This is a genomic window from Eximiradius proteiniborus (assembly GCF_058546985.1).
This window is the reverse complement of record NZ_CM178592.1, coordinates 2,410,482-2,430,595: the sequence shown is the minus strand read 5'-3', so window position 1 is coordinate 2,430,595 and position 20,114 is coordinate 2,410,482. Positions and strand designations below refer to the sequence as shown.

Sequence of the window (20,114 nt, the reverse complement as noted above, 5' to 3'; positions counted from 1 at the left end):
GCTTAATTAAATGGCTTAAGCAACGGAAAATCTTTTCCAATAACAACAGTTGAACGAACGAACAAGGTAGAATCTATAGCACTAACTACCAAGGAATCAGGCACACCGATAGCATAAGCAACCTTTCTTGCACTGCGGACATCCCCGAGCCTATCGAGAACGAATGATTTTTCTTCTTTTTTTGGATAATTACCAATTTCGACTACATCAAATCCGCGAAGGCGTAAGAATTCCATTACTTTGGCTGCAAGTCCAGTTTCTCCGCAGGCATTTAGAACGTTCACCTGAATAACGACATCGTTTTGGCTTGTATTAGCTCCGTTATCAATTTCAGCCTGAACAGGTGGAGAAATAATAACCCGATTAATAAAAGACGAAAGCATAACAATAACAATTAAGCTGAAAGAAACCAGCAATAAAATATTAGCAGTTTTGTTGTTTGATATAATTTTCATATTCCCCCCAAAAATGATAAATAATCACAGGGGAACTATCAATTATTGTGCCATTATATTTCCCACGTGCCTTTATCAGGGAAATAAATTTGCATTTTTGTATCACCAGCTTTAACGGAGACGGTGCGAGAGATTGTATCGCCGGTGTCTTCGCCTAATATTTTGATGCCGCGTTTCAATAGTCCGGCTTTGACGGCAACAGTATTACGTTGACCAATGCTGAAATACTCACCGAGTTCGATCTTAGTTTTTGCACCACCAGCGATTTTAGCAAATATTTTTTCCTTAGGGCAGCCCAATTCATTCATTTTTTGCAACAAGGCATCAACAGCAGTATCAGCGAAATATCCGGGTAGTTTTTCAGCTTTTTCTTTGTCTGTATTTGATTGAGGAAGAGCAACGTGGGCAAGCCCGACAATATTTTTAGAAGGACAAAATAATCCAAGACCTATACAAGAGCCAAGAGCGAATATTTTTAAAACTTTGTTAGGATCGTTGGAAATATCCATAGCTCCCATACCGAGAATAATCTGATTTGTTTTGGCAGTTCTATCAAGATGGTTACTTGGAAGCTTGAATTCTTTTTTAACTTTTTTGAGATGGCTTACATCCTGAGTATATGCAAGTTTAATTTTATATATCAGCTGGGAAAACAGCTCAGGCAAAGCACGAGCGCCGGCACCCGGCTTAGGCTGGAAGTCTACAGCACCTGCTTCGAAGGCTTCTTTCGTTATTTGAGAATCTTTTTCTGTTAAGGCACTGAGCACAATAGTTGGGATAGGATTGACGGGCATCAGGTTATGCAGGAACTGAATGCCGTTCATACGAGGCATTTCCATATCAAGGATGATAACGTCGGGCTTTAATCTATTAACCTGATTAAGAGCAATGTAGCCGTCAGTAGCAGTGCCGACAACATCAATCATAGGATCTTTTGCTAAGCCTTTTGCTAAAATATCAAGCACCAAAGCTTGATCATCAACTATTAAAACTTTAATCTTTTGATTACTGGTATTAGTATTTTCTTGCATATTATTTTCTCAAAAAAGTATAAATATTTTTTTCACTAATTACAAAATTAATAATATCACATTATTTTTTATCAACTAAATCATTAATACTGGAAACAAGCGTATCGAAATTAACAGGTTTACTGATATAATCGTTAGCACCGGCAGCAAAACATCTGTCGCGGTCGCCCGGCATTGCAAGTGCAGTAAGAGCAATAATAGGAATATGGGAAGTATTATGATCATTTTTCAAAATACGAATAGCTTCGATACCATCCATTTTGGGCATCTGAATATCCATCAAAATAATATCAGGTTTGTATTCAATAGCCGATTCGATAGCTTCTTTACCATTTCGAGCAACCAGCACTGAATAACCAGCATATTCTAAAAATGCTTCCATTGTTTCAAGGTTTGCTTCATTATCCTCAGCCAAGAGGATAAGTATCTTTTCATTTGTCATATCATTTATCTCCGAATCTACAAGTAATTTCGCCTTTTGTTTTTCAAGTTTCAGATCTACCTTATTCAATGTTTCATATAAGGTAATAAGTTTATATGGCTTTTGCACATATCCATCTGCACCATTAGCAATAGCGCGAGTTTTTTCTTTTAATATCGAAACGATTACAACGGGAATATATTTGTGTTCTTCGTGCAATTTTATGTGCTTTAAATAATCCCAACCTGATTTGTCCCAAAGAAGAACATCAAGGATTACAATATCATATTTTTTTTGATAGAGAGTATCTTCAATTTTTTGCTCAAAATCATAAAAATCGGACGCAATGCCAAAGCGTTCGAGGTCTTGCCTGAGAAGTTCTGCATCTTCTTTGGAGCTATTAATAAGAAGAGCATTCTTTATATAAGAAAATTGTTTGTTTAGCAACTCATCGTAATAAGCATCGAAAGCGTTTTTGTTCTTTATCGGGAGAGTAACAGTAAATTTGCTACCAACTCCGAACTGACTTTCAACGGCAACACTGCCACCCATCATTTCGGTTAATTTAGCGACTAAGGTAAGCCCTAATCCAGTGCCTTCGTATTCACGTGAAAGATTGCTGCTAATTTGAGAAAATGGTTTAAAAAGTTTATTCATATCTTCTTGGCGAATACCGATACCAGTATCCCACACTGCGAAATGAATGAGGTTATTGTCGAGTTCTGCTGAAATAGATAAGCCAGCAGAACCACCTTTGGGAGTAAATTTGACAGCGTTGTTGAGAAGATTAATTAAAACTTGTTTTGTGCGGATTTGATCTGCATAAATTTCTTTTGGTGTGTCCTGTTGAATATCAAGATGTAGAGAAATATCTTTTTTATTAGCCATTTGCCGGATAAAGTTCATAGAAGAATGTGCAATTTGCTCAACAGAACAATCTTCCAAATAGATTTCAAATTTTCCTGCTTCTATTTTGGAAATGTCTAAAATATCATTTATTAGATTTAGAAGATGATGACCACTATCGTGAATGGTAGTCAGAGCACGTTGGAAACGATCATTGGAATATATTTCCTGATGCTTAAGGAGAATTTCCGAGAGCCCGAGAATAGCATTAAGAGGAGTTCGCAGTTCGTGGCTCATATTAGCAAGGAATTCGTCTTTTGTTCGGATTGCACGTTCGAGCTCTGCGTTGAGGGCGCTAAGTTCTTCGGTGCGTTCCATTACACGTTCAGCAAGAAGGCGGCGTTCAAGATTAAGAGCTTCTTCAATTTTTTTCCGATAAATAACCATTGCAATTTGAGTTGAGACAAACACGAGAATATCTTTTGTAAGTTCGTCGAACCGGACATCCTGATTGTAGCTTTTAACTGCGATTACACCAATAGTTTGATTCCCAATTGTTTTCAAAGGCACACCCAGCCAATATTTAGGAATTACTCCCTGTATTTCAATAGTTCGATTTGAAGATAATTCCATCAGTTTTTCTTCGTCGAGAAGCTGAAAATGCCCGGTATTAATTACATATTCGACTAAACCATTTCCAAATGGATAAGGTCCGCTGAAAGATGGCTTTGGTGAATCAATTTCGTCAACAAAATAAGGGAAGTGTATTTCGTTACGTTCAGGATCATAAATCGCAATATAGAAATTACTGGCAAAGATGAGTTGAGAAATAGAATGATGAATAAATTTATAAAGATCCTGGAGATTATCAAGATTATATGCTGCTTCGGAAATGCTATAGACAGCTTGCTGTAATTTTTCCGACAATTTGCGTTGAGAAATATCTTCGGCTGTACCTTCGATATAAAGAACATTACCGTTTGCATCCCTAACCACTCTTGATTTTTCCAGAACATTAAGAATTGAACCATCTTTTTTTATCCAGGTACTTTCAAAAACCTGCACTTCATCGCTCGAAAGAATAAAGTTCAGAAAAGATTGTCTTTCAGATGAGCTGAGAAATCCTTCGAAATTTAAATTTCGATCTTTTAGTTCATTAATTGAATCAAAACCGAGCATTTTAACAAGAGTTGGATTGGCGAGAATAATTTTGCCATCAAGAGTGGAACGGTATATTCCGACTGGTACATTATTAAACAAGTTCCGATAAATTTCACGACTGCGTTTGAGCTCTTCTTCAATACGGATACGTTCTTGAATCTCCATCTGGAGTTTTATTGTTCGTTTTTCGATAATAGATTCAAGTTCGTGGTTTATGCGTTTAATGTCGTCTTCAAGTTTTTTGAATTCAGTAATATCGCGGGCAATACCGATTAATCCAATTGGATTTCCTTCCGGGTCGAAAAACGGTGTTTTGATATTGTCCAAAGTATGAAGAGTGTTATCGGAAAAGCGTAGTAACTGTTCCGAGCGAACTGTTGTTTTTGTTTCAAAAACGGCTTTATCAAAATCGGTAAAGGCATCAGCTTCATCTTTAGAAAAAAGATCGTAGTCAGTTTTACCGATTATCGCATTTTTTGGGAGATTTAGAAACTTGCAGTAAGCTTCGTTGCAATTAATGTATTTTCCTGAAATATCTTTAACTACAATAAAATCTGGCACATTGTCAATTAGTTTGGAGAGTAATTCCGACTGCTTTTGAATTTCGAGAGTTCGTTCTAAAACTGTTTGTTCTAATTCGAGATTTGTTTTGGAAAGAATTTTTTCAGCTTCTTTGAATTGAGTAATATCATTAATAAAAATACAAGCACCTGCAATTTCTTCGCCGACTTTTATCGGATAAAGAGAAATTTCGTAATAGATAGATGTATTTTTTATTAATACATCATATACAAAGGTTGATGAAATTCCTTTATAAGCACTTTCAAATTTATCAAGAATAGCAGGGACATTAATAAAAAGAGAATTCAGATCACATTTTGCAGTAACATCGTTGCCTGAAATAAATTTAACGGCATCAATGAAGACTTGATTATATTTTGTTATTGTTTTATGAATATCAAAAAGAGCAATCCCGATGTGTGAATAATTTATAGCGGTTGAAAGGTTTGCTTCGATTAATTTTTGCTGTTCTTCGGCAATTTTCTTGTAAGTAATATCTCTTAAAGTAACAAAAACCAGGTCGTATCCATCTTTCTGAATTGGTTTTAGATATACTTCTGTATAAATCAACTGGCTATTAGAATTAAGATGCACCCATTCAAAATTATTTACACCTTTAGAGTAAGCTATATCTATCATTAGTTTAGCTTTCTCAACTGAACTTGTGCCATCGGGTTGGAAAGGAGGAGAGAAATCATAAGGATGCTTACCGATAATATCGCTTTTGCTTTGCAGACCAAAAATTTTCAATGCTTGCTGATTGCAATCGGTATAAGTATCTCCATTGAGAAAATAAAAGGCATCGGCTGCTTGTTCGAAGAAAAAAGAATAGAGCTTTTGCTGCTCTTCGATGATTTTTTGATTTTGCTCAACTTCTGTATTATCAATAAATGCCGCATAAAATTCAGTTTGTTTATCTCTGATAATTGCTTTGACAACACCAGACAAACTAATGACAGAACCATTAGCAGATTGAATTCTAATATAGCACGGGATAGACTCATTAAAATCGATAGCCTCGTTGCAAGAATTAAAGAAGTTGTCAATATAATCTGAGAGAATAAAAGAAGTAATATGCTTTCCAATAATCTGGTGTGTAGGTAATCCAAGAACTGTGGAAGTGCTTTTATTAGCAGAGATAATTTTTCCTTCGGAATCAATATTAAAAAAAAGCACAGGAGAACTATCGTAAAGGAATTTATACCAGTCGCGGGAAACATCTAGTTCGTGTCTGATTAGATTTAACTCATTATTTCTAATGGAAATATCAATAAGATAATTTTTAATTTCTTCAAAGTCTGGTTCAATTTCTTTGGCGACTTTCTGACAATCAGGGCAGGATACGCTGCGCATTTTCTTTAAAATATTTTCTATAGTAGAAAAAGCATCCATAATAATTAAAAACTAATAATAAACTCATATAAATATATACAAAAAAACTAAAAATTCAATACGTGAAAATACTGAAATTTTATAATAATGAAAAAGGCTGCCTATGAGAGACAGCCTTGCGATAAGCATTGGAAGATTATTCGCAACCAAGAGCTTTAATATTGTCGCGAGCAGTTTTATTATTAGGATTAATTTTCAGAACAAGTTTATAATTTCTGCAGGCTGCTTCATTTTGACCTTGTCCGTGGAACGCAACTGCAGTAAACAAGGCAGCAAATTCATTTTCAGGCATAGCAGTAAGCCATTCTTTACCAATTTTTTCGAGGTCTTTATATTTTTTCTGTTCGAGTTTCATTTGAGCAAGTTTAGCAAAAGCCTGATTGAGCTCCGACTTATATTTTTCAACGTCAGAGGTACCGGTGGAAATAGCACGGGAGAACATTTCTTCTGCTTTTACGTTATCATTCAGGTTGGCATAAACATCGCCCAAATAAATCATTGACCACAAGAAAGCAGGGTTGAGCTCGATTGCTTTTTGGAGAGGTGCAATCGCCTGCTGAGAGTTGCCATCGAAGAAGTAGCTTAATCCAATGAAATAATGAATAAGATAGTTATTATCATCGTTGCAAGCGTTTGTTGCTAATCTTTTATTTAAAATTTCGATAGATTCCTTATATCGTTTCATTTTATTAAGTGAGGTGCCAAGGACATACATTAACTGGCAGTTCTCAGTTGGGTTCATTTCAATTGCTTGTTTCCATTTTTCAACTGCAATGTTGGTGTCGCCGGCAAACAAAGCAGCCTGTCCCCAACGACGAACATCTTCCATTTGAAGAGATACGGAAGCACTCAATTCTTCGAAAGTTTTTTCAGACTGTGCATAATCGCCTTCTGAAAGGTAGCATCTTGCAAGAAGCAATTTGGCACGAGCAGCGGCGGTATCAATTTCATTTGCAACTATGCGAAGGTGGGAACGAGCAGAATCGCAGCGACCGAGTTCATACAATGATTGAGCCAGATACCAACGACCAAGTGAACCGCTTGGACGCAACTGAATATAGTTATTAAGAGATTGTGCAGCCTGAACATAATTTTTAGAGAAGAAGAAAAGTTTGCCTTGTTCGAACCAAGCACGAGCATTTTTGGGATCTTTCTGAGTAAGAGTGTTCCATTCCTGCAATGAACGGGTAAAATAGAGATTTGCTAAATCAGGATTAGCTTCATTTTCGCGGATACCAAGCCAATAATAAGATTGGGCAAGTTTCATTCTTGCTTCGTTTAAATCAGGGTTGATGGAAAGAGCGGCTTCGTAACTATCTTTTGATAGCTCATACACTCTTTGCTGATAGTAAATATCTCCACGTTTAATGTTTGCTTCGACATTATTTTTGTCCATATCAAGAACACGAGCAACGGCAAGTTCAGCCTGGCTTAATGAATCTGCTCTAAGATAAACATCAACAAGAAGTAACCAGTTACTTATTTCTTTTTTTTCGTCGATTGTGAGTTTTCTTAAAATTTTAACTGCTTCTGAGTGATAAGAATTTATAGAAAGAGTGTTAGCTAATTTTCTAAGAACGGGAGGCTTGCTTGAAATTTTTTCAGCCTGGCGAATTACTTCCAATGCTTTATCGTTTCGACCGAGTTCGAGATAAACATCGTTGCAAAGCAAGTGAAGATCTAAATCTTTAGGGTTTTCTGCAAGAGCAGCCGGGATAAAACTTTCTGCTAATTCATAATTTTTCTCATTCAAAGCCGACAAGAAATTTTGCTTGGCTTGCTGAGCATAAGAGAAAGAGAAGCTGAACAAAAGCAGCACAAAAAATAATTTGAATTTCATATTAATCCTCTTTTATTAAATTAAATCTTGCGAATTTCGGAACAACACCAGCATCTTTCAGGTATTTTGTCGATGAAGCCTCGCGGGAAAGATGCATAGCAAACCAGAAAGGCAAATCTTTGAAATTATTCAAGAAAAGTGCTTTATAAGTTACGATATATGGATATAAACCTTGCACAATATAAGCCTGATGAACAGGTTTCGGAGTAATGTATTTTCCAGTGGTATCAGTATATCCAACAGGTATTGGCTTGAAATCTAAATTTCTGTGAATATGTGATAAATAAGCAATTCCGATAGCATTGGAGTTTGTTTTGACAAAGTTAAGCAAGGAATCAACAGTAGAAAACAATTGCAAACGTCTTTGTATAGGTTTATTACGAACGACTAATTTATTTATGTTTGCAAAAACGGATGAGTTTTGTTCTAAGGTTGCGAAAATTGGTTCATCTTTTAGAGATGGGAAGTAAGATTTCAGAGTTTTGCTTTTATCAGTAAGAACATTGAATATTTGTTCAGAATTGAGAGTATCCATAGAAGAGTTGATTTGAGTAAAGAAACATAAAGCATCGTCTGCAATTTCTTCGTAATTGTGTTTAGCTACTTTGTAAACGCTCATAAGAGAATCCTCGTCCCGAAGATAATCTCTCGCAATGATGATAACCCGAGCTTCGCCTGCGAGAAGCTTCGCCATTGCCTCGCGAGCTGAAACAGAATTAACAGTAAGATTGACGTCAGGATAAGCCTTACGATAAGAAGCAAAGAGAGTATCGAATAGTTTAGTTAATGTATTATCGCAGTAGGCGGTAATTTTGCCACTTGTCATTGATTCACGTTGAGTAGCCTTGTTGTCAGATTTTTCGTTACAGGAGACAAGAAAGAGAAGCAACAAAATTGCTGCAAACAAAATATTTTTAGTTCTCATTCTCATTGTCGTCCTCATTAATATTAAAATTGTATCTTTCAAGTTGTGTTCTATACATTATTAGACGATATACACCAAAAAGAGTTACTACAATCCCCATTACGATAATTAAGGTGCTATCGTGTAGTTCGTTTTTATACCAAATACCATAAATAATAAAGGCAATACCCAATATTATCATTAAAATGCGCACGCTGTAATTTACAAATTTTGAAAACATAGAATACCCGCATTTTTATAACTTACAAATTTATCAAATTTTTATTAATAATAAATTAAGTAAAGCGAAAAAATTATTATGTATGAATAAATGAACAAAAATTAAATCATTTTTCATAATCAGATATTCTACAGAAAGCGTAAGAATTAAATATATTTATTTATTATTCCTTTTTTTATAAATTTGTAAAATTAATTAACTAATATGCAGTGCAATATGAAAAAAACGATTTGCACAAGTATTATATACTATTTGATTTTTGTCTTCGCTAACTGTATTTCAACAGCACAAATTGATTATAGCATATATCGTTTGCCAAAAGACGAATTCAGTGATTCACTTGCAAAGGAGATGGCTTTTTCTTCTCTTAAATCGGCAACCGGATTATTAGAAAAAGAGATTGAGCCGGATAAGTACATTTTAGGACAAGGCGATGAATTAGCAATTTCAATTATTTCTGCAAAACCCAAGCATTTTGAGATAAGTATATCTCCAGAAGGAGCTCTGCTAATTCCCGGTATAGGCAAAGTTGATTTGAAAGGGAAAACATTAACACAAGCAATTTCTTTAATTGAGGAATTAATCAGAAAACGGCTAAATCCAGCGGAAATACATATTTCTTTGCAGAAGATACGACAGTTTAAAGTGAGCGTAAGCGGACTGGTTGTGCGGAACGGTATTTATCCAGCGACACCAGCAGATAGGGTGTCTGAGGTGATAGACAAAGCAGGTGGATTGCGTCGGGAATCTTCCTGGAGAAATATCATATTACTGAGAAGCAATGGTGAGCAAAAAAATGTAGATTTAATGAAATTTTATTTTCTTGGCGATGAAGAAGCTAATCCTTATGTGCTTGGAGGAGATAAGATAATTGTGCCGGAAATAAATGAAAAAACAATAATTGGATTGTATGGTGATGTTGTCAATAGTGGATTATTTGAATATCGTGAGGGGGATAGCTTATCAACATTATTGAAGTTTGGGCTTGGATTTACAGAATCTGCTTTTCTTGACTCTGTAGAATATTATTCTGCTCAAAGAACAGGCTTTCAAGTGAGTTTTCTAGATTTATCATATTTAAAAAATCAAAAATTAAGCACTGAAAAAATAAAAAATGATTTTCCTTTGAATTCGGGAGACAGAATTTTTGTAAGGAGCATACCTAAATGGAGGAAATTGCATTATGTTGTAATCAAGGGAGAGGTAAATTTTCCGGGTTACTATGCAATAGAAGAGAAAAAAGACAGAGTAACTGATTTGATAAAGAGAGCCGGTGGTTTTACAGATGAAGCAGCAGTTGAGTTTGTAGAATACATAAGTCAGTATGAATTGGAAAAACCTGATTTAGAAATGGAAAGATTAAGCAGAGTGTTGCCATCAGAAATGTCGGAAAGCGAATTTAGATACTTTCAATCAAGGAAAACAGAAAGGAAAGGAGTAATATCTTTAGATTTTCGTAAAATAATGGAAAATCCGGCTTCTCCTGATAATTTTTATTTAACGCATAGAGATTCAATTGTAGTTCCATCGATTAAGAAATTTGTTAATGTGCAAGGACGAGTAGCTAAGCCTGGATTGATAGCATTTCGTCCTGGAGCTGACTATTTGGATTACATTGAGTTGGCAGGTGGATTTGGATACAGAGCAGACGAAAGCGAAACAATGATTAATAAACACAGTGGTGGTTTATTTCGTGCAAAGAAACGTGATTATGTTATTGAACCCGGCGATGTAATACTCGTGCCACCTGAGAGAGAATTAACGTTTATGGAGGCGTTTACTAAAGGGCTGACAATAGCAACGCAAATTCTGACGATTGCCGGGGTTGTGCTTGCATTTTCAAACATAAATAAGAAGTAAATGAAAGAGACAGAAACAAAAACAGAAAGTATTGGAATAAGCAAATTTCTCGAGATATACAGAAAACACTCGAAAAGAATTTGGATAATTGTGGCTATCGCATGTGTGGTTACATTTATTTTTTCGCTAATAATGCCACACACATACAGGACATACACAACGGTTATGCCACCAAAACAAGGCGAAAACACCGGCTTATCAGGAATTCTACAAAATTTTGCCGGTGGATTGCCTTCGGGACTCTCTATTCCGGGAAGTTCGAACAATCAATCATTAGTATTAGCTGATATATTAAGAAGCAGAGCAATAACTGAGCATCTGATAAAAGAACTTCATCTAAAGAAATATCCACAATACAATGGAATGACACACAATGAATTAATTGAGTATTTGCAGGAAAATTTCAAAGTTGATGTAGAAAAAACGGGGCTTATTGCATTCCAAACATCTGCAAAGACGTGTTTTTTCCCATCATCGCGGGAAAAGCAAGAAACGAAACAATTAGCAAAGAATCTTGCAGATGAAGCAGTAAAAGGATTAGATATTATTGTTCGCTCGAAGAACACATCGGCAGCAAAAAAATCAAGAATGTACATAGAGAAAGAATTAGCAAAATATAGAGGAAAGTCTGATTCAATAGACAATATACTTGAGAATTTTCAAAGAACCAACAGGGTTCTTAAAATTGATGACCAAACACAGGCACTTGTGAAACAAGCAATTGAAGTAGGTTTGCAATTGGCAAAAGCTGAGATGGAGCTTAACGTAGCAAAAAATGAACTAAGCAAAGACAATCCATATTTAATACAGCAACAAAATATAGTAAATCAGCTACGTAAGCAATATAATGCAGTGCAAAGTGGTGGACTGACAGGCTCTGATGGTTTTTCGATCCCTTTTGATAAAATACCAAGTCTTGCAAGAGAATACGCAAATTTATATAGAGATAAAAAAATTGTCGAGCAGATTATTATGTATCTTGAAACGCAGCGTCATCAGGAAGCTATACAAGAAAATCGTGATGTTCCAACTGTTGAAGTGCTCGATAAAGCCTATATACCGGATTATCAAAGTTCTCCAAACAAAAAATTAATGGTGTTGCTGTCCTTTGTGCTTTCTTTTATGTTAGCTCTAATGTATTTTACATTAAAAGAGTTCAGGGATTTTTCCAAAAAAGTAGAGAAGGGAAATGAGCCTGATCAATAAAATAAAATCTAACAGATGGAAAACATTTGGACTTGTTGTATTATCAGCGATAATAACCATTACATATATTGATAATGTATTTAAAGTGAATAGTTTGCTATCGGAGATACAGAATCTTGAGAAGCAGTATGATGAGATTCGGACGTCCAATCAAGTATTAATAACAAAAATAATTGAACTTGAAAGCGTTTCGAGAATTACAACGATTGCAGAAGAAAAATTAGGAATGATAAAACCAACGAAAGTGCCTCAAAAAATTAAATTGAAAAATGAAGAATAGCGAAGAGAATACATATACAAGAAGAAAGAAGTTCTGGAAGTTCTGGTTATTAATGATTGTAATTAATTTAGGGTTGTTGATTGTAATTGGTCGGCTATTCCAGCTTCAAGTATTAAAAGCTTCATATTACAAAGAAAAAGCACGGCGGCAGCACGAAACTAAATTAGATTTAAGTTCGCAGCGAGGCAATATATACGATAGGAATGGCAATTTGCTTGCCTCGTCTGTAAAGAGTTACTCAATAGCTGTAGACCCAAATTTATTGCAGAAAAAAGCAGAAATTCTGAAAATTATTGAAAAGAATTTGGGAATATCGGCAGAGAGTTTAAATAAAAAGATAGCATCTGCAAAAGGTTCGTTTTTATGGCTTGTAAGAGGCGTTACCCCAGAAAAAGTAAAGGAATTGCTATATATCAAAGATAGAGGACTAATTTTAATAGAAGAACCAAGACGGCAGTATCACTATGGTACTCTGGCATCACAAATAATTGGCTGCACTGATATAGATAACCGCGGGCTAACAGGAATAGAATTAAGCTATGACAGCATTCTTACAGGAAGAAGCGGATATATGATTATGTTTAGAGATGGGTTGGGCAGGTTGAGACCATCAGCAGATTTACCAATAATACGACCGACAAACGGATATTCAGTGCAACTTACTTTGGATATTGATTTGCAAAGGATAGTTGAATTTGAATTGATGCAAGGAATAAAGAACTCGCTTGCTGAATCCGGGACAGTTGTCGCAATAAAACCATCGACAGGTGAGGTGTTGGCAATGGCGACCTACCCAAATTTCAACCCGAATGATCCATCTACATACATTAATTCAAATATGCGAAATCGTTCAATCACTGATGTTTACGAACCCGGATCAACATTCAAAGTAGTTACAGCGGCGGCAGCACTTGAAGAAAACATAACAAAGCTTGAGGATAAATACAACGGATTTCAAGGAGAATTGCATTTTTCGAACTTTGTGATAAAGGATGTGCATCCACTTGGCATAGCTACATTTAGAGAAGGTTTGGTGCACTCGAGCAACATTATTTTGTCGAGTGTTGCAGCAAAGATACCTGATTTTAAATTTTACAAATATATAAGAGATTTTGGCTTTGGTATACCAACAAGGATAGATTTGCCGGGCGAAGTATCCGGGAAAATACAAAGAGCGGAACAAATGAATGTTTCAACCAAAAGATTTATTGGATTTGGATACGGGATATTGGCGACTCCACTTCAAATGGCAAACGCTTTTGCGACAATTGCAAACGGTGGGATAATGATGAAACCCTACGTAATAAATGCAATATATGATGAGAAAGGAAATTTAATTAAGAAAAACAACCCTGAAAAAATCAGACGTGTAGTATCTGAAAATACATCACATACTCTGACAAATGTATTAAAAGAAGTAGTAGAGAAAGGAACGGGAGTTGCAGCAAAAATCGAAGGAGTGGAAATTGCGGGGAAAACCGGGACTTCCCAGCAGCTTGTTGATGGGACTTATTCGAAATCGGATTACAACGCATCGTTTGCAGGATATTTCCCTGCTAATAATCCAGAAATTTGTATTCTTGTCTTTTTAGACAAGCCGAAAACAAGCATATATGGCGGTTCAACTGCTGCACCAATTTTCAAAAATATTGCAATGAGATGGCTTTCTATTAAGAACCACTCGATAAAAGTCAAAAACATTGAAAATAATGCGAATGACACTGTGTTTGTTCCGAATATTAACGGACTTGAATTTTCGGAAGCAGAAAAAATATTACAAGAATTAGGATTGCGTTACTCAACGACAGCAAAAGAAGGAATGGTCAAGCAAGTTTTTCCAGAACCCGGGAGAAGGATTTTGCGTTCGACTGTAATAAAGATAGAGACTGAGCAGGAAAAAGCAAACAACGAGAAAATGCCATCAGTAGTTGGATTGCCATTGAGACGAGCAATTACAATATTGCATTCGGCAGGAATAAAGGTGCAGGTGCGAGGTTCAGGTAAAGTTGTACGACAAGTTTGGGAACGCACAAATAATGAACTTACCTGCACATTATTCGCAAGCCCTTGATTTATCAAGCAAAAATATCGTTTTTGGCACGAGATTCTTCTGCCATTTTATTTTTGTACTCAATCATTTTTTCTAAAAGCTTCGGATCTGCAATAGCAAGCATTTTAACAGCAAGCAAGCCAGCATTTTTAGCATTTCCGATGGCAACTGTAGCTACAGGAACACCAGCAGGCATTTGAACAATTGACAATAAAGAATCAAGTCCATTCAAAGCTTTTGATTGGACAGGCACACCAATTACAGGAAGTGGAGTGTGCGATGCAATCATACCAGGTAAATGAGCAGCACCACCGGCACCGGCAATTATCACTTTAATTCCACGGTTGTGGGCACTGCGACCGTATTCAGCCATATCATCAGGGGTGCGGTGAGCCGAAACAATTTTGATTTCGTAAGGAACTCCGAATTCTTCGCAAACATCGGCGGCAGCCTGCATAGTCGGGAGGTCGGAATCGCTTCCCATAACTATACCAATTATTGGTTTAAGTTGTAGCATATATCACCTCTATTATTAAAAATTTGATTCATCACGCCATAAAATGATTTTCCATTCATCGCTTGCGTTTTCCCGTTTCAAATAAAAGATAGCTTTTCCAAATACATTTAAAATATCATTTGGTGCAAAGGTGATTGTAAGAGAGAAACTCCGAGAAACATCTAAAAAAAGAGAATCGCCCCGCGTGTAAAGAATTTCATTCCAGACAAGGTTTAGGTCCTGAACTGCTGAAAACAGCCGAGCAGTAGCAATCATATCTTCGCTACGGGTCCAGGTCGGGTCTATATTTTTATCATAATTGCGATAGTTGAAAGTAAAGTCGGGATGCAAAAGCTTTCCATAAAGAACAGTATCTTTGTATTTATAAGCATAGCTGAAATTTTTGAATACACCTTCTATTGTTCGTTGGTCGCCGAGTTGGAAGTCGCCTTTTGCATCTTTAAGTAAAGCCGGAGCAAAAGGATTTGTGCAGGAAACTGCAAGAAACAAGAAAAGTAGTATGTAAAATATTTTATTCAATTCAAAAGTAATTTTTTTAAAATAATTTGTTCATTATTTTTCAAAACTATGAAATATAGTCCATTTAGCAAAAAATTCAGATTGATTACTGTATTATTTTGAAATAATTTTGAAGAGTAAACAATTTGACCTAATGAATTATAAATTTCAATAGAAGAAACATCGTTTGAAGTTAAGAATAGTGATTTATCGACCAATTGAAATTCAATGTTTTCTATTTGATCATTTATCGAACTGTTCAGGTTGTCGGCAACATAAATATCATCGACTGCAAGCTGAGGGCGAGTGCCCGATGAGGCATCATTGGCATAGCAGTATTTCCATCGAAGTTGGATGTAGTTTTTGTTCGCACAATTATCTGGCAACTTGATGGGTCCGAAAATCTTAAAATCACCTTTTGTTTGAGAAGAGGAATATATTGAATTGGATACATTAACGAATTTGGATTTATCATCAGTTCGATACTGCAATTGGATAAAATAGTTCCTCTCCCCTACGTTATAAGTGCGAGCAGTCCAACGAAGATAAACTTCTGAACAATTACGGGTGTCAAGAGCAAGAACAGCAGCCCCAGGATAGCCATCATCTTCTTGCGAGGAAGATGTGGATAAAAAAGAGAAACCGTATTGCCCAAGTCCGTTAATTCTTGCCTTGGATTTCAAGTTGTAAGGAGAAATCCAGTCGCCGGTCATTTCGTCGTCGATTTTAGGGTCGGATTTTTTGAGAGTATGAAAAATCATAGAAACAGGATAAGTTCGAGCAGGTACATCTTCTCGCCATTCATTGAAATAGTAAGATGAGCCACTCAATTTGAAAGGTTGAGGATTGCTTTGGGCAAATGACAAATTAGTTACAAAGCCAAATGCCAGAAAAATAACAAATATCATAACTATATATTTTGATAGTTCGAAATATATTTTTCGAAATCATTAATAATTTGTTTGAAAATGCTTTCAGGAACTATCATTCGGAGGAAATTCTGACCAATCGAACCCTTCAGGGTGAAATTACCTTTGACAATAATTTTAAAATAAGGAATATCAAATGTGTTATCTATTTTCATTTTACCTAATTTGGCAAGATAACCGATAAATTTCTGGTCAGTATTATTGTCAAAATAGATATCGTAGCCGATATTACCATCGGCACAACTTTCGGCATCGGATATTTTAATTATTTTCAAAGCGAAGAATAAGTATAAAAAATTTAAACACAAAGAAAAAATAACTTATTTTTGTAAATTAAGCAAGAATAAAAATATTGATTATGAAACCAGAATTATCGGTAATAATACCTGCATATAATGAAGAGGCAAGATTAGGAAATACACTAAGTCTAATCACACAGTATTTAAGAAACACAAATTTAACTTATGAAATTATTGTTTCGGACGATGGTTCGCAAGACAAAACAATCGAAGTTGCCAAAAGTTTTGAAGATGTGAAGGTAATAAGTGATGGGAAAAATTATGGGAAAGGGGCGGCAGTCCGGCGAGGAATGCTTGCTGCAAATGGAGAGTATAGATTATTTACTGATGCAGATTTATCTACACCTATATATGAAATAGATAAGTTAAAAAAATATCTTAAAGATGGATATGATGTTTGCATAGGGTCAAGAGCAGTTGATTATAGATTAATCAAGAAGCACCAGCCGTTTTACAGAGAATTTATGGGCAAAACATTCAATAAAATTGTTCAGATGCTTGTAGTAAAAGGAATAAAGGATACACAATGTGGTTTCAAATGTTTTCGTGAACAAGCAGCAGTGGATATTTTTAATCGAGCACAAATCAACGGTTTTTCGTTTGATGTCGAAATATTATTTTTAGCGAAAAAATTGAATTATAAGATAAAAGAAGTGGGAGTAGAATGGTATAATGACGAAAGAACAACTGTTAGCCCGATAAGGGATAGTATAAAAATGTTTGCAGAAATTCTCAAAATCAGAAGAATTCATTCGGATTTGAAATAATGGATTTATTGAATAAATTCAAAAAAATTCGTCAAATTTTATTCAGACCAATCAACGATAATTTATGGAAGCGTAATTTAATCATTCTTGCAATTGCACAGTTTATTGCAATGGTAGGGATGAATGGGCTTGTGCCATTTCTTCCGTTATTTGTACTGGAATTGGGGATAAAAGACCCCGTGCAGGCAAAATTTTGGAGCAGTATGGTATTTGCAGGACCATATTTTTTGTCGATATTCGCTGTTCCTGTGTGGGGAATGCTTGGGGATAGATACGGGCAGAAAAAAATGGTAATTCGGGCAATTTTCGGTTTAGCGTTAGCAGTATTTCTGATGGGATTTTCGATAAACGTTTATCAATTATTTGCATTAAGGATTTTTCAAGGAGCATCGAGCGGCTTTATTGCTGCAGCACTTGCGTTTGTAAGCAAGAACACTCCCAAAAATCGCAATGGATATGCAATTGGCATATTGCAAAGTGCATCCTCGGCTGGAATAATAATAGGACCATTTTTCGGAGGAATACTATCCGATGCAAGCGGAGTCAGAAGCGTTTTTATAATTGTAGCTATATTATGCGTTATCAGCGGAATATTAATTATTGGATGCGTAAAAGAACAAAGAGTGGAAGTAACAAGCACTCAAAGCAAAGTTTTAGATAACTTAAAAATGGTGATCCACAACGGAGAAATGTCGAAAATAATCTTGTTGATTATATTATCGCAGTTGGCGATATTACTATCAAATCCAATTTTCCCATATTATGTAGCAAGACTTGGAGCACCACAAAGTATTCTATCAACAATCACAGGACTATTAGTAGCAACTGTTGGAATATTCAGTATTATTTTTGCTCCGTACTGGGGAAGAAAGAATGATACAACTGCTTATAGCAAGATATTTTCGCCTGCTGTGTTTGTAGCTGGATTGGCATCATTGCTTCACGTGATTTCTAATCATTATCTCTGGTTATTTCCAATCAGAGCAACGGTGGGTGTATTTTTTGCTGCAATTGCACCAAGTTTGTATTCCGCACTAAGTTATCGCGCTGATGAAAGCAACAAAGGTGGGATAATGGGGATTGCCTCATCAGCAAATTTATTAGGTGCTTTGCTAAGTTATCTGAGTTGCAGTATTATTGTTTCGCACCTTGATATGGTGTGGACATTTGTTGCTTCAGGAGTTATCTTAATATCACTATCAATTTGGGCAAAAGTCAGATAAATTATTCTTCAATGCCAGTCCAATCACTCCAAGAGGTAGGCACAATCATATTCTCATCGTTTCTAAATACAAGGGTTACCTTTACAGTTCTGCTGTCGCCACCCCAATGAGTCATTGTAGGTTTTATCCAATAATCACTAAATCCCGGCTGGTCGTTAATAAATATAGTTTGCTTAGATACAGAATCATAAACTCCAATTCTGCAAACAGCCCAATATTGACGAGGAATATTAATTAAGAAAAAAGTATGTTCGCCGGGTTTAAGAGTTTGGTTTGTTTTAAGCAAGTTATCGCTCCATTCTCCGGTTGGGTTCAATCCAGATGAAACTAAACCAGCATTTTTATATTGCAAAGAAGTAATAGTATACATCGACTCTTGATTATTGACAAACTTTACATAAAGCCTGTCTTTGTCGCCAGTAAGATTATCATCGGGATTAGTTGGTTCGTTTTTATCGTCATTGCAGGAAAACGCTAAAAACGAAATTGCAAATAGCAAAATGTAAAAAAGTTTCATTATAAAATCCTTAATAATTATATTTTGTTTATCGCTCATAAACATAAATTATTGTAAAATCGATAAAATAAAAAAATGTGTTTACCTGCGAAACGGTAAACACATCGGTTTTGGGATACAAAATTAGTTGATTAGTAGTTTAAGGTTCCTGCCTGATAAACGCAACCGGGAAGTGTTTTGCCAAAGAATTCGGAGACTTGTTTTGCTAAATCAACAATTTGAGAAATAATAATATCTTTTCGCAAGTTTAATCTATGCAAGTAATGAAGGAAATCTTCTGTAGAGACATTACCTGAAGCAATTTTGGTAAACGGGCAGCCTCCTAATCCTCCGAATGCAGTTTCAAAATATTCGACACCCATTTGCATTGCAACATAGATATTAGCCATACCGAGACCGTATGTATTATGAAAATGGCAAGTAAGTTCAGTTTTATCGGAACGCTTCTTTATTTCACCGAACAAGTCTTCAACCTGCTGTGGATAAGCGTGTCCGGCAGTATCGGCGAGTGAAATTTTGAATAAACCATTTTCTAAATATTTGTCAATGATTGATAAAACGCGTTCTTTGGGCACCCGACCTTCGAAGCCACATCCAAAAGCACTCTGAACAGACACCTGAACAGCAAAACCGGCGGATTTAGCCTGTTGTGCCATAGACAAAATTCTTTGAAGAGCTTCTGAAGTAGTCATACCAGTATTTTTCTGGCTGTGGGTTTCGCTTGCAGAAACTCCCATACAAATAAGTTCAACGCCGGAATTGATTGCCCGCTCTAATCCTTTTTCGTTAAGGACGAGCCCGGAAAAGATTGGGTGCTTTGTGTTTGCATATTTTTGATTGATTTCAAGAAAAAGCTCGTCTGTGTCTGCCATTTGGGGCATTCTTTGTGGATTAACAAAAGAGCCAATCTGGATAATATCAACATTTGCATTTACTAACTGATCGATCCATTCGAGTTTTTTTTCTTTTGGGACGACGGATTTCTCCATTTGCAAACCATCACGCATCCCAACTTCGTGAATAAAAATATTTTTCATACAAATCCTTTTATAATTAACAAACACAAAATATTAAATAAACAAATTATTACTAAATTGATAATAGAAATTAATAAAA

At 35.7% G+C, this 20,114-nt stretch carries 18 protein-coding genes; 6 read left to right on the top strand and 12 right to left on the bottom strand.

Going from position 1 to position 20,114, the window contains the following annotated elements:
• Window positions 1–2: 2 nt before the first annotated feature.
• The 6 genes from ACY2LT_RS09925 to ACY2LT_RS09900 all read right to left on the bottom strand — a co-directional run bounded on the left by ACY2LT_RS09925 (window position 3) and on the right by ACY2LT_RS09900 (window position 8,852).
• The gene (locus ACY2LT_RS09925) at window positions 3–455 is read right to left on the bottom strand and encodes a LytR C-terminal domain-containing protein (protein ID WP_491815469.1); all 453 of its coding nucleotides are present in this window, start codon (window positions 453–455) and stop codon (window positions 3–5) included.
• A gap of 53 nt (window positions 456–508) precedes the next feature.
• Window positions 509–1,486 carry a response regulator gene (locus ACY2LT_RS09920; protein ID WP_491815468.1) on the bottom strand — a complete coding sequence of 326 codons (978 nt, stop codon included), beginning with the start codon at window positions 1,484–1,486 and terminating at the stop codon, window positions 509–511.
• Between the two features lie 61 nt (window positions 1,487–1,547).
• Window positions 1,548–5,867: a PAS domain S-box protein gene (locus ACY2LT_RS09915; protein ID WP_491815467.1), complete on the bottom strand. Its 4,320-nt coding sequence runs from the start codon at window positions 5,865–5,867 to the stop codon at window positions 1,548–1,550.
• Window positions 5,868–6,003: 136 nt separating this feature from the next.
• Entirely contained in the window at window positions 6,004–7,707 is a 1,704-nt protein-coding gene (locus ACY2LT_RS09910) for a tetratricopeptide repeat protein (RefSeq protein ID WP_491815466.1), read from the bottom strand.
• A 1-nt stretch (window position 7,708) separates the two neighbouring features.
• The gene (locus ACY2LT_RS09905) at window positions 7,709–8,638 is read right to left on the bottom strand and encodes a PstS family phosphate ABC transporter substrate-binding protein (RefSeq protein ID WP_491815465.1); all 930 of its coding nucleotides are present in this window, start codon (window positions 8,636–8,638) and stop codon (window positions 7,709–7,711) included.
• Window positions 8,622–8,852 carry a hypothetical protein gene (locus tag ACY2LT_RS09900; protein ID WP_491815464.1) on the bottom strand — a complete coding sequence of 77 codons (231 nt, stop codon included), beginning with the start codon at window positions 8,850–8,852 and terminating at the stop codon, window positions 8,622–8,624. The genes ACY2LT_RS09905 and ACY2LT_RS09900 overlap by 17 nt, the downstream gene beginning before the upstream one ends.
• Before the next feature lie 216 nt (window positions 8,853–9,068).
• On the opposite strand from ACY2LT_RS09900, the gene ACY2LT_RS09895 reads away from it, so the two are divergent.
• Genes ACY2LT_RS09895 through ACY2LT_RS09880 form a run of 4 tightly spaced genes read left to right on the top strand, consistent with a single transcriptional unit; the run spans window position 9,069 to window position 14,269 of the window.
• Window positions 9,069–10,712 (top strand): polysaccharide biosynthesis/export family protein, encoded by a 1,644-nt coding sequence (locus ACY2LT_RS09895; protein ID WP_491815462.1) that lies wholly within the window; start codon window positions 9,069–9,071, stop codon window positions 10,710–10,712.
• On the top strand, window positions 10,713–11,918 hold the full coding sequence (locus ACY2LT_RS09890) for a GumC family protein (protein WP_491815461.1): 1,206 nt from the start codon (window positions 10,713–10,715) through the stop codon (window positions 11,916–11,918).
• Window positions 11,902–12,198, top strand: coding sequence for an FtsL-like putative cell division protein (locus tag ACY2LT_RS09885; RefSeq protein WP_491815460.1), 297 nt, complete (start codon window positions 11,902–11,904; stop codon window positions 12,196–12,198). The genes ACY2LT_RS09890 and ACY2LT_RS09885 overlap by 17 nt, the downstream gene beginning before the upstream one ends.
• Window positions 12,188–14,269 carry a penicillin-binding transpeptidase domain-containing protein gene (locus tag ACY2LT_RS09880; protein ID WP_491815459.1) on the top strand — a complete coding sequence of 694 codons (2,082 nt, stop codon included), beginning with the start codon at window positions 12,188–12,190 and terminating at the stop codon, window positions 14,267–14,269. Before ACY2LT_RS09885 ends, ACY2LT_RS09880 begins: the two co-directional genes overlap by 11 nt.
• 4 nt (window positions 14,270–14,273) lie before the next feature.
• Here ACY2LT_RS09880 and purE read toward each other — a convergent pair whose 3' ends face one another.
• The 4 genes from purE to ACY2LT_RS09860 are packed head-to-tail and all read right to left on the bottom strand — an operon-like array spanning window position 14,274 to window position 16,467.
• The gene (purE, locus tag ACY2LT_RS09875) at window positions 14,274–14,765 is read right to left on the bottom strand and encodes a 5-(carboxyamino)imidazole ribonucleotide mutase (protein ID WP_491815457.1); all 492 of its coding nucleotides are present in this window, start codon (window positions 14,763–14,765) and stop codon (window positions 14,274–14,276) included.
• 15 nt (window positions 14,766–14,780) lie between these two features.
• Entirely contained in the window at window positions 14,781–15,284 is a 504-nt protein-coding gene (locus tag ACY2LT_RS09870) for a hypothetical protein (protein ID WP_491815455.1), read from the bottom strand.
• A complete protein-coding gene (locus ACY2LT_RS09865) occupies window positions 15,281–16,171 on the bottom strand; it encodes a T9SS type A sorting domain-containing protein (protein WP_491815453.1) in 891 nt (296 codons plus the stop codon). Before ACY2LT_RS09865 ends, ACY2LT_RS09870 begins: the two co-directional genes overlap by 4 nt.
• 2 nt (window positions 16,172–16,173) lie before the next feature.
• Entirely contained in the window at window positions 16,174–16,467 is a 294-nt protein-coding gene (locus ACY2LT_RS09860; RefSeq protein ID WP_491815452.1) for a hypothetical protein, read from the bottom strand.
• A gap of 83 nt (window positions 16,468–16,550) precedes the next feature.
• Here ACY2LT_RS09860 and ACY2LT_RS09855 point away from each other — a divergent pair, with 83 nt between their 5' ends.
• The gene (locus ACY2LT_RS09855) at window positions 16,551–17,258 is read left to right on the top strand and encodes a dolichyl-phosphate beta-glucosyltransferase (protein WP_491815451.1); all 708 of its coding nucleotides are present in this window, start codon (window positions 16,551–16,553) and stop codon (window positions 17,256–17,258) included.
• Window positions 17,258–18,481 (top strand): MFS transporter, encoded by a 1,224-nt coding sequence (locus ACY2LT_RS09850; protein ID WP_491815450.1) that lies wholly within the window; start codon window positions 17,258–17,260, stop codon window positions 18,479–18,481. Before ACY2LT_RS09855 ends, ACY2LT_RS09850 begins: the two co-directional genes overlap by 1 nt.
• Before the next feature lies 1 nt (window position 18,482).
• On the opposite strand, the gene ACY2LT_RS09845 is transcribed toward ACY2LT_RS09850, so the two are convergent.
• Together ACY2LT_RS09845 and ACY2LT_RS09840 are read right to left on the bottom strand one after the other, a co-directional pair.
• The gene (locus ACY2LT_RS09845; protein ID WP_491815449.1) at window positions 18,483–18,998 is read right to left on the bottom strand and encodes a hypothetical protein; all 516 of its coding nucleotides are present in this window, start codon (window positions 18,996–18,998) and stop codon (window positions 18,483–18,485) included.
• A gap of 131 nt (window positions 18,999–19,129) precedes the next feature.
• Complete coding sequence (locus ACY2LT_RS09840) at window positions 19,130–20,035, bottom strand: hydroxymethylglutaryl-CoA lyase (RefSeq protein ID WP_491815448.1); 906 nt, start codon at window positions 20,033–20,035, stop codon at window positions 19,130–19,132.
• Window positions 20,036–20,114: the final 79 nt, after the last annotated feature.

What these genes read in the sequence shown, in the direction of transcription:
- ACY2LT_RS09925 (WP_491815469.1), bottom strand. Translation starts at nt 455, where the DNA reads ATGAAAATTATATCAAACAACAAAACTGCTAATATTTTATTGCTGGTT.
- ACY2LT_RS09920 (WP_491815468.1), bottom strand. Translation starts at nt 1,486, where the DNA reads ATGCAAGAAAATACTAATACCAGTAATCAAAAGATTAAAGTTTTAATA.
- ACY2LT_RS09915 (WP_491815467.1), bottom strand. Translation starts at nt 5,867, where the DNA reads ATGGATGCTTTTTCTACTATAGAAAATATTTTAAAGAAAATGCGCAGC.
- ACY2LT_RS09910 (WP_491815466.1), bottom strand. Translation starts at nt 7,707, where the DNA reads ATGAAATTCAAATTATTTTTTGTGCTGCTTTTGTTCAGCTTCTCTTTC.
- ACY2LT_RS09905 (WP_491815465.1), bottom strand. Translation starts at nt 8,638, where the DNA reads ATGAGAATGAGAACTAAAAATATTTTGTTTGCAGCAATTTTGTTGCTT.
- ACY2LT_RS09900 (WP_491815464.1), bottom strand. Translation starts at nt 8,852, where the DNA reads ATGTTTTCAAAATTTGTAAATTACAGCGTGCGCATTTTAATGATAATA.
- ACY2LT_RS09895 (WP_491815462.1), top strand. Translation starts at nt 9,069, where the DNA reads ATGAAAAAAACGATTTGCACAAGTATTATATACTATTTGATTTTTGTC.
- ACY2LT_RS09890 (WP_491815461.1), top strand. Translation starts at nt 10,713, where the DNA reads ATGAAAGAGACAGAAACAAAAACAGAAAGTATTGGAATAAGCAAATTT.
- ACY2LT_RS09885 (WP_491815460.1), top strand. Translation starts at nt 11,902, where the DNA reads ATGAGCCTGATCAATAAAATAAAATCTAACAGATGGAAAACATTTGGA.
- ACY2LT_RS09880 (WP_491815459.1), top strand. Translation starts at nt 12,188, where the DNA reads ATGAAGAATAGCGAAGAGAATACATATACAAGAAGAAAGAAGTTCTGG.
- purE (WP_491815457.1), bottom strand. Translation starts at nt 14,765, where the DNA reads ATGCTACAACTTAAACCAATAATTGGTATAGTTATGGGAAGCGATTCC.
- ACY2LT_RS09865 (WP_491815453.1), bottom strand. Translation starts at nt 16,171, where the DNA reads ATGATATTTGTTATTTTTCTGGCATTTGGCTTTGTAACTAATTTGTCA.
- ACY2LT_RS09855 (WP_491815451.1), top strand. Translation starts at nt 16,551, where the DNA reads ATGAAACCAGAATTATCGGTAATAATACCTGCATATAATGAAGAGGCA.
- ACY2LT_RS09850 (WP_491815450.1), top strand. Translation starts at nt 17,258, where the DNA reads ATGGATTTATTGAATAAATTCAAAAAAATTCGTCAAATTTTATTCAGA.
- ACY2LT_RS09845 (WP_491815449.1), bottom strand. Translation starts at nt 18,998, where the DNA reads ATGAAACTTTTTTACATTTTGCTATTTGCAATTTCGTTTTTAGCGTTT.
- ACY2LT_RS09840 (WP_491815448.1), bottom strand. Translation starts at nt 20,035, where the DNA reads ATGAAAAATATTTTTATTCACGAAGTTGGGATGCGTGATGGTTTGCAA.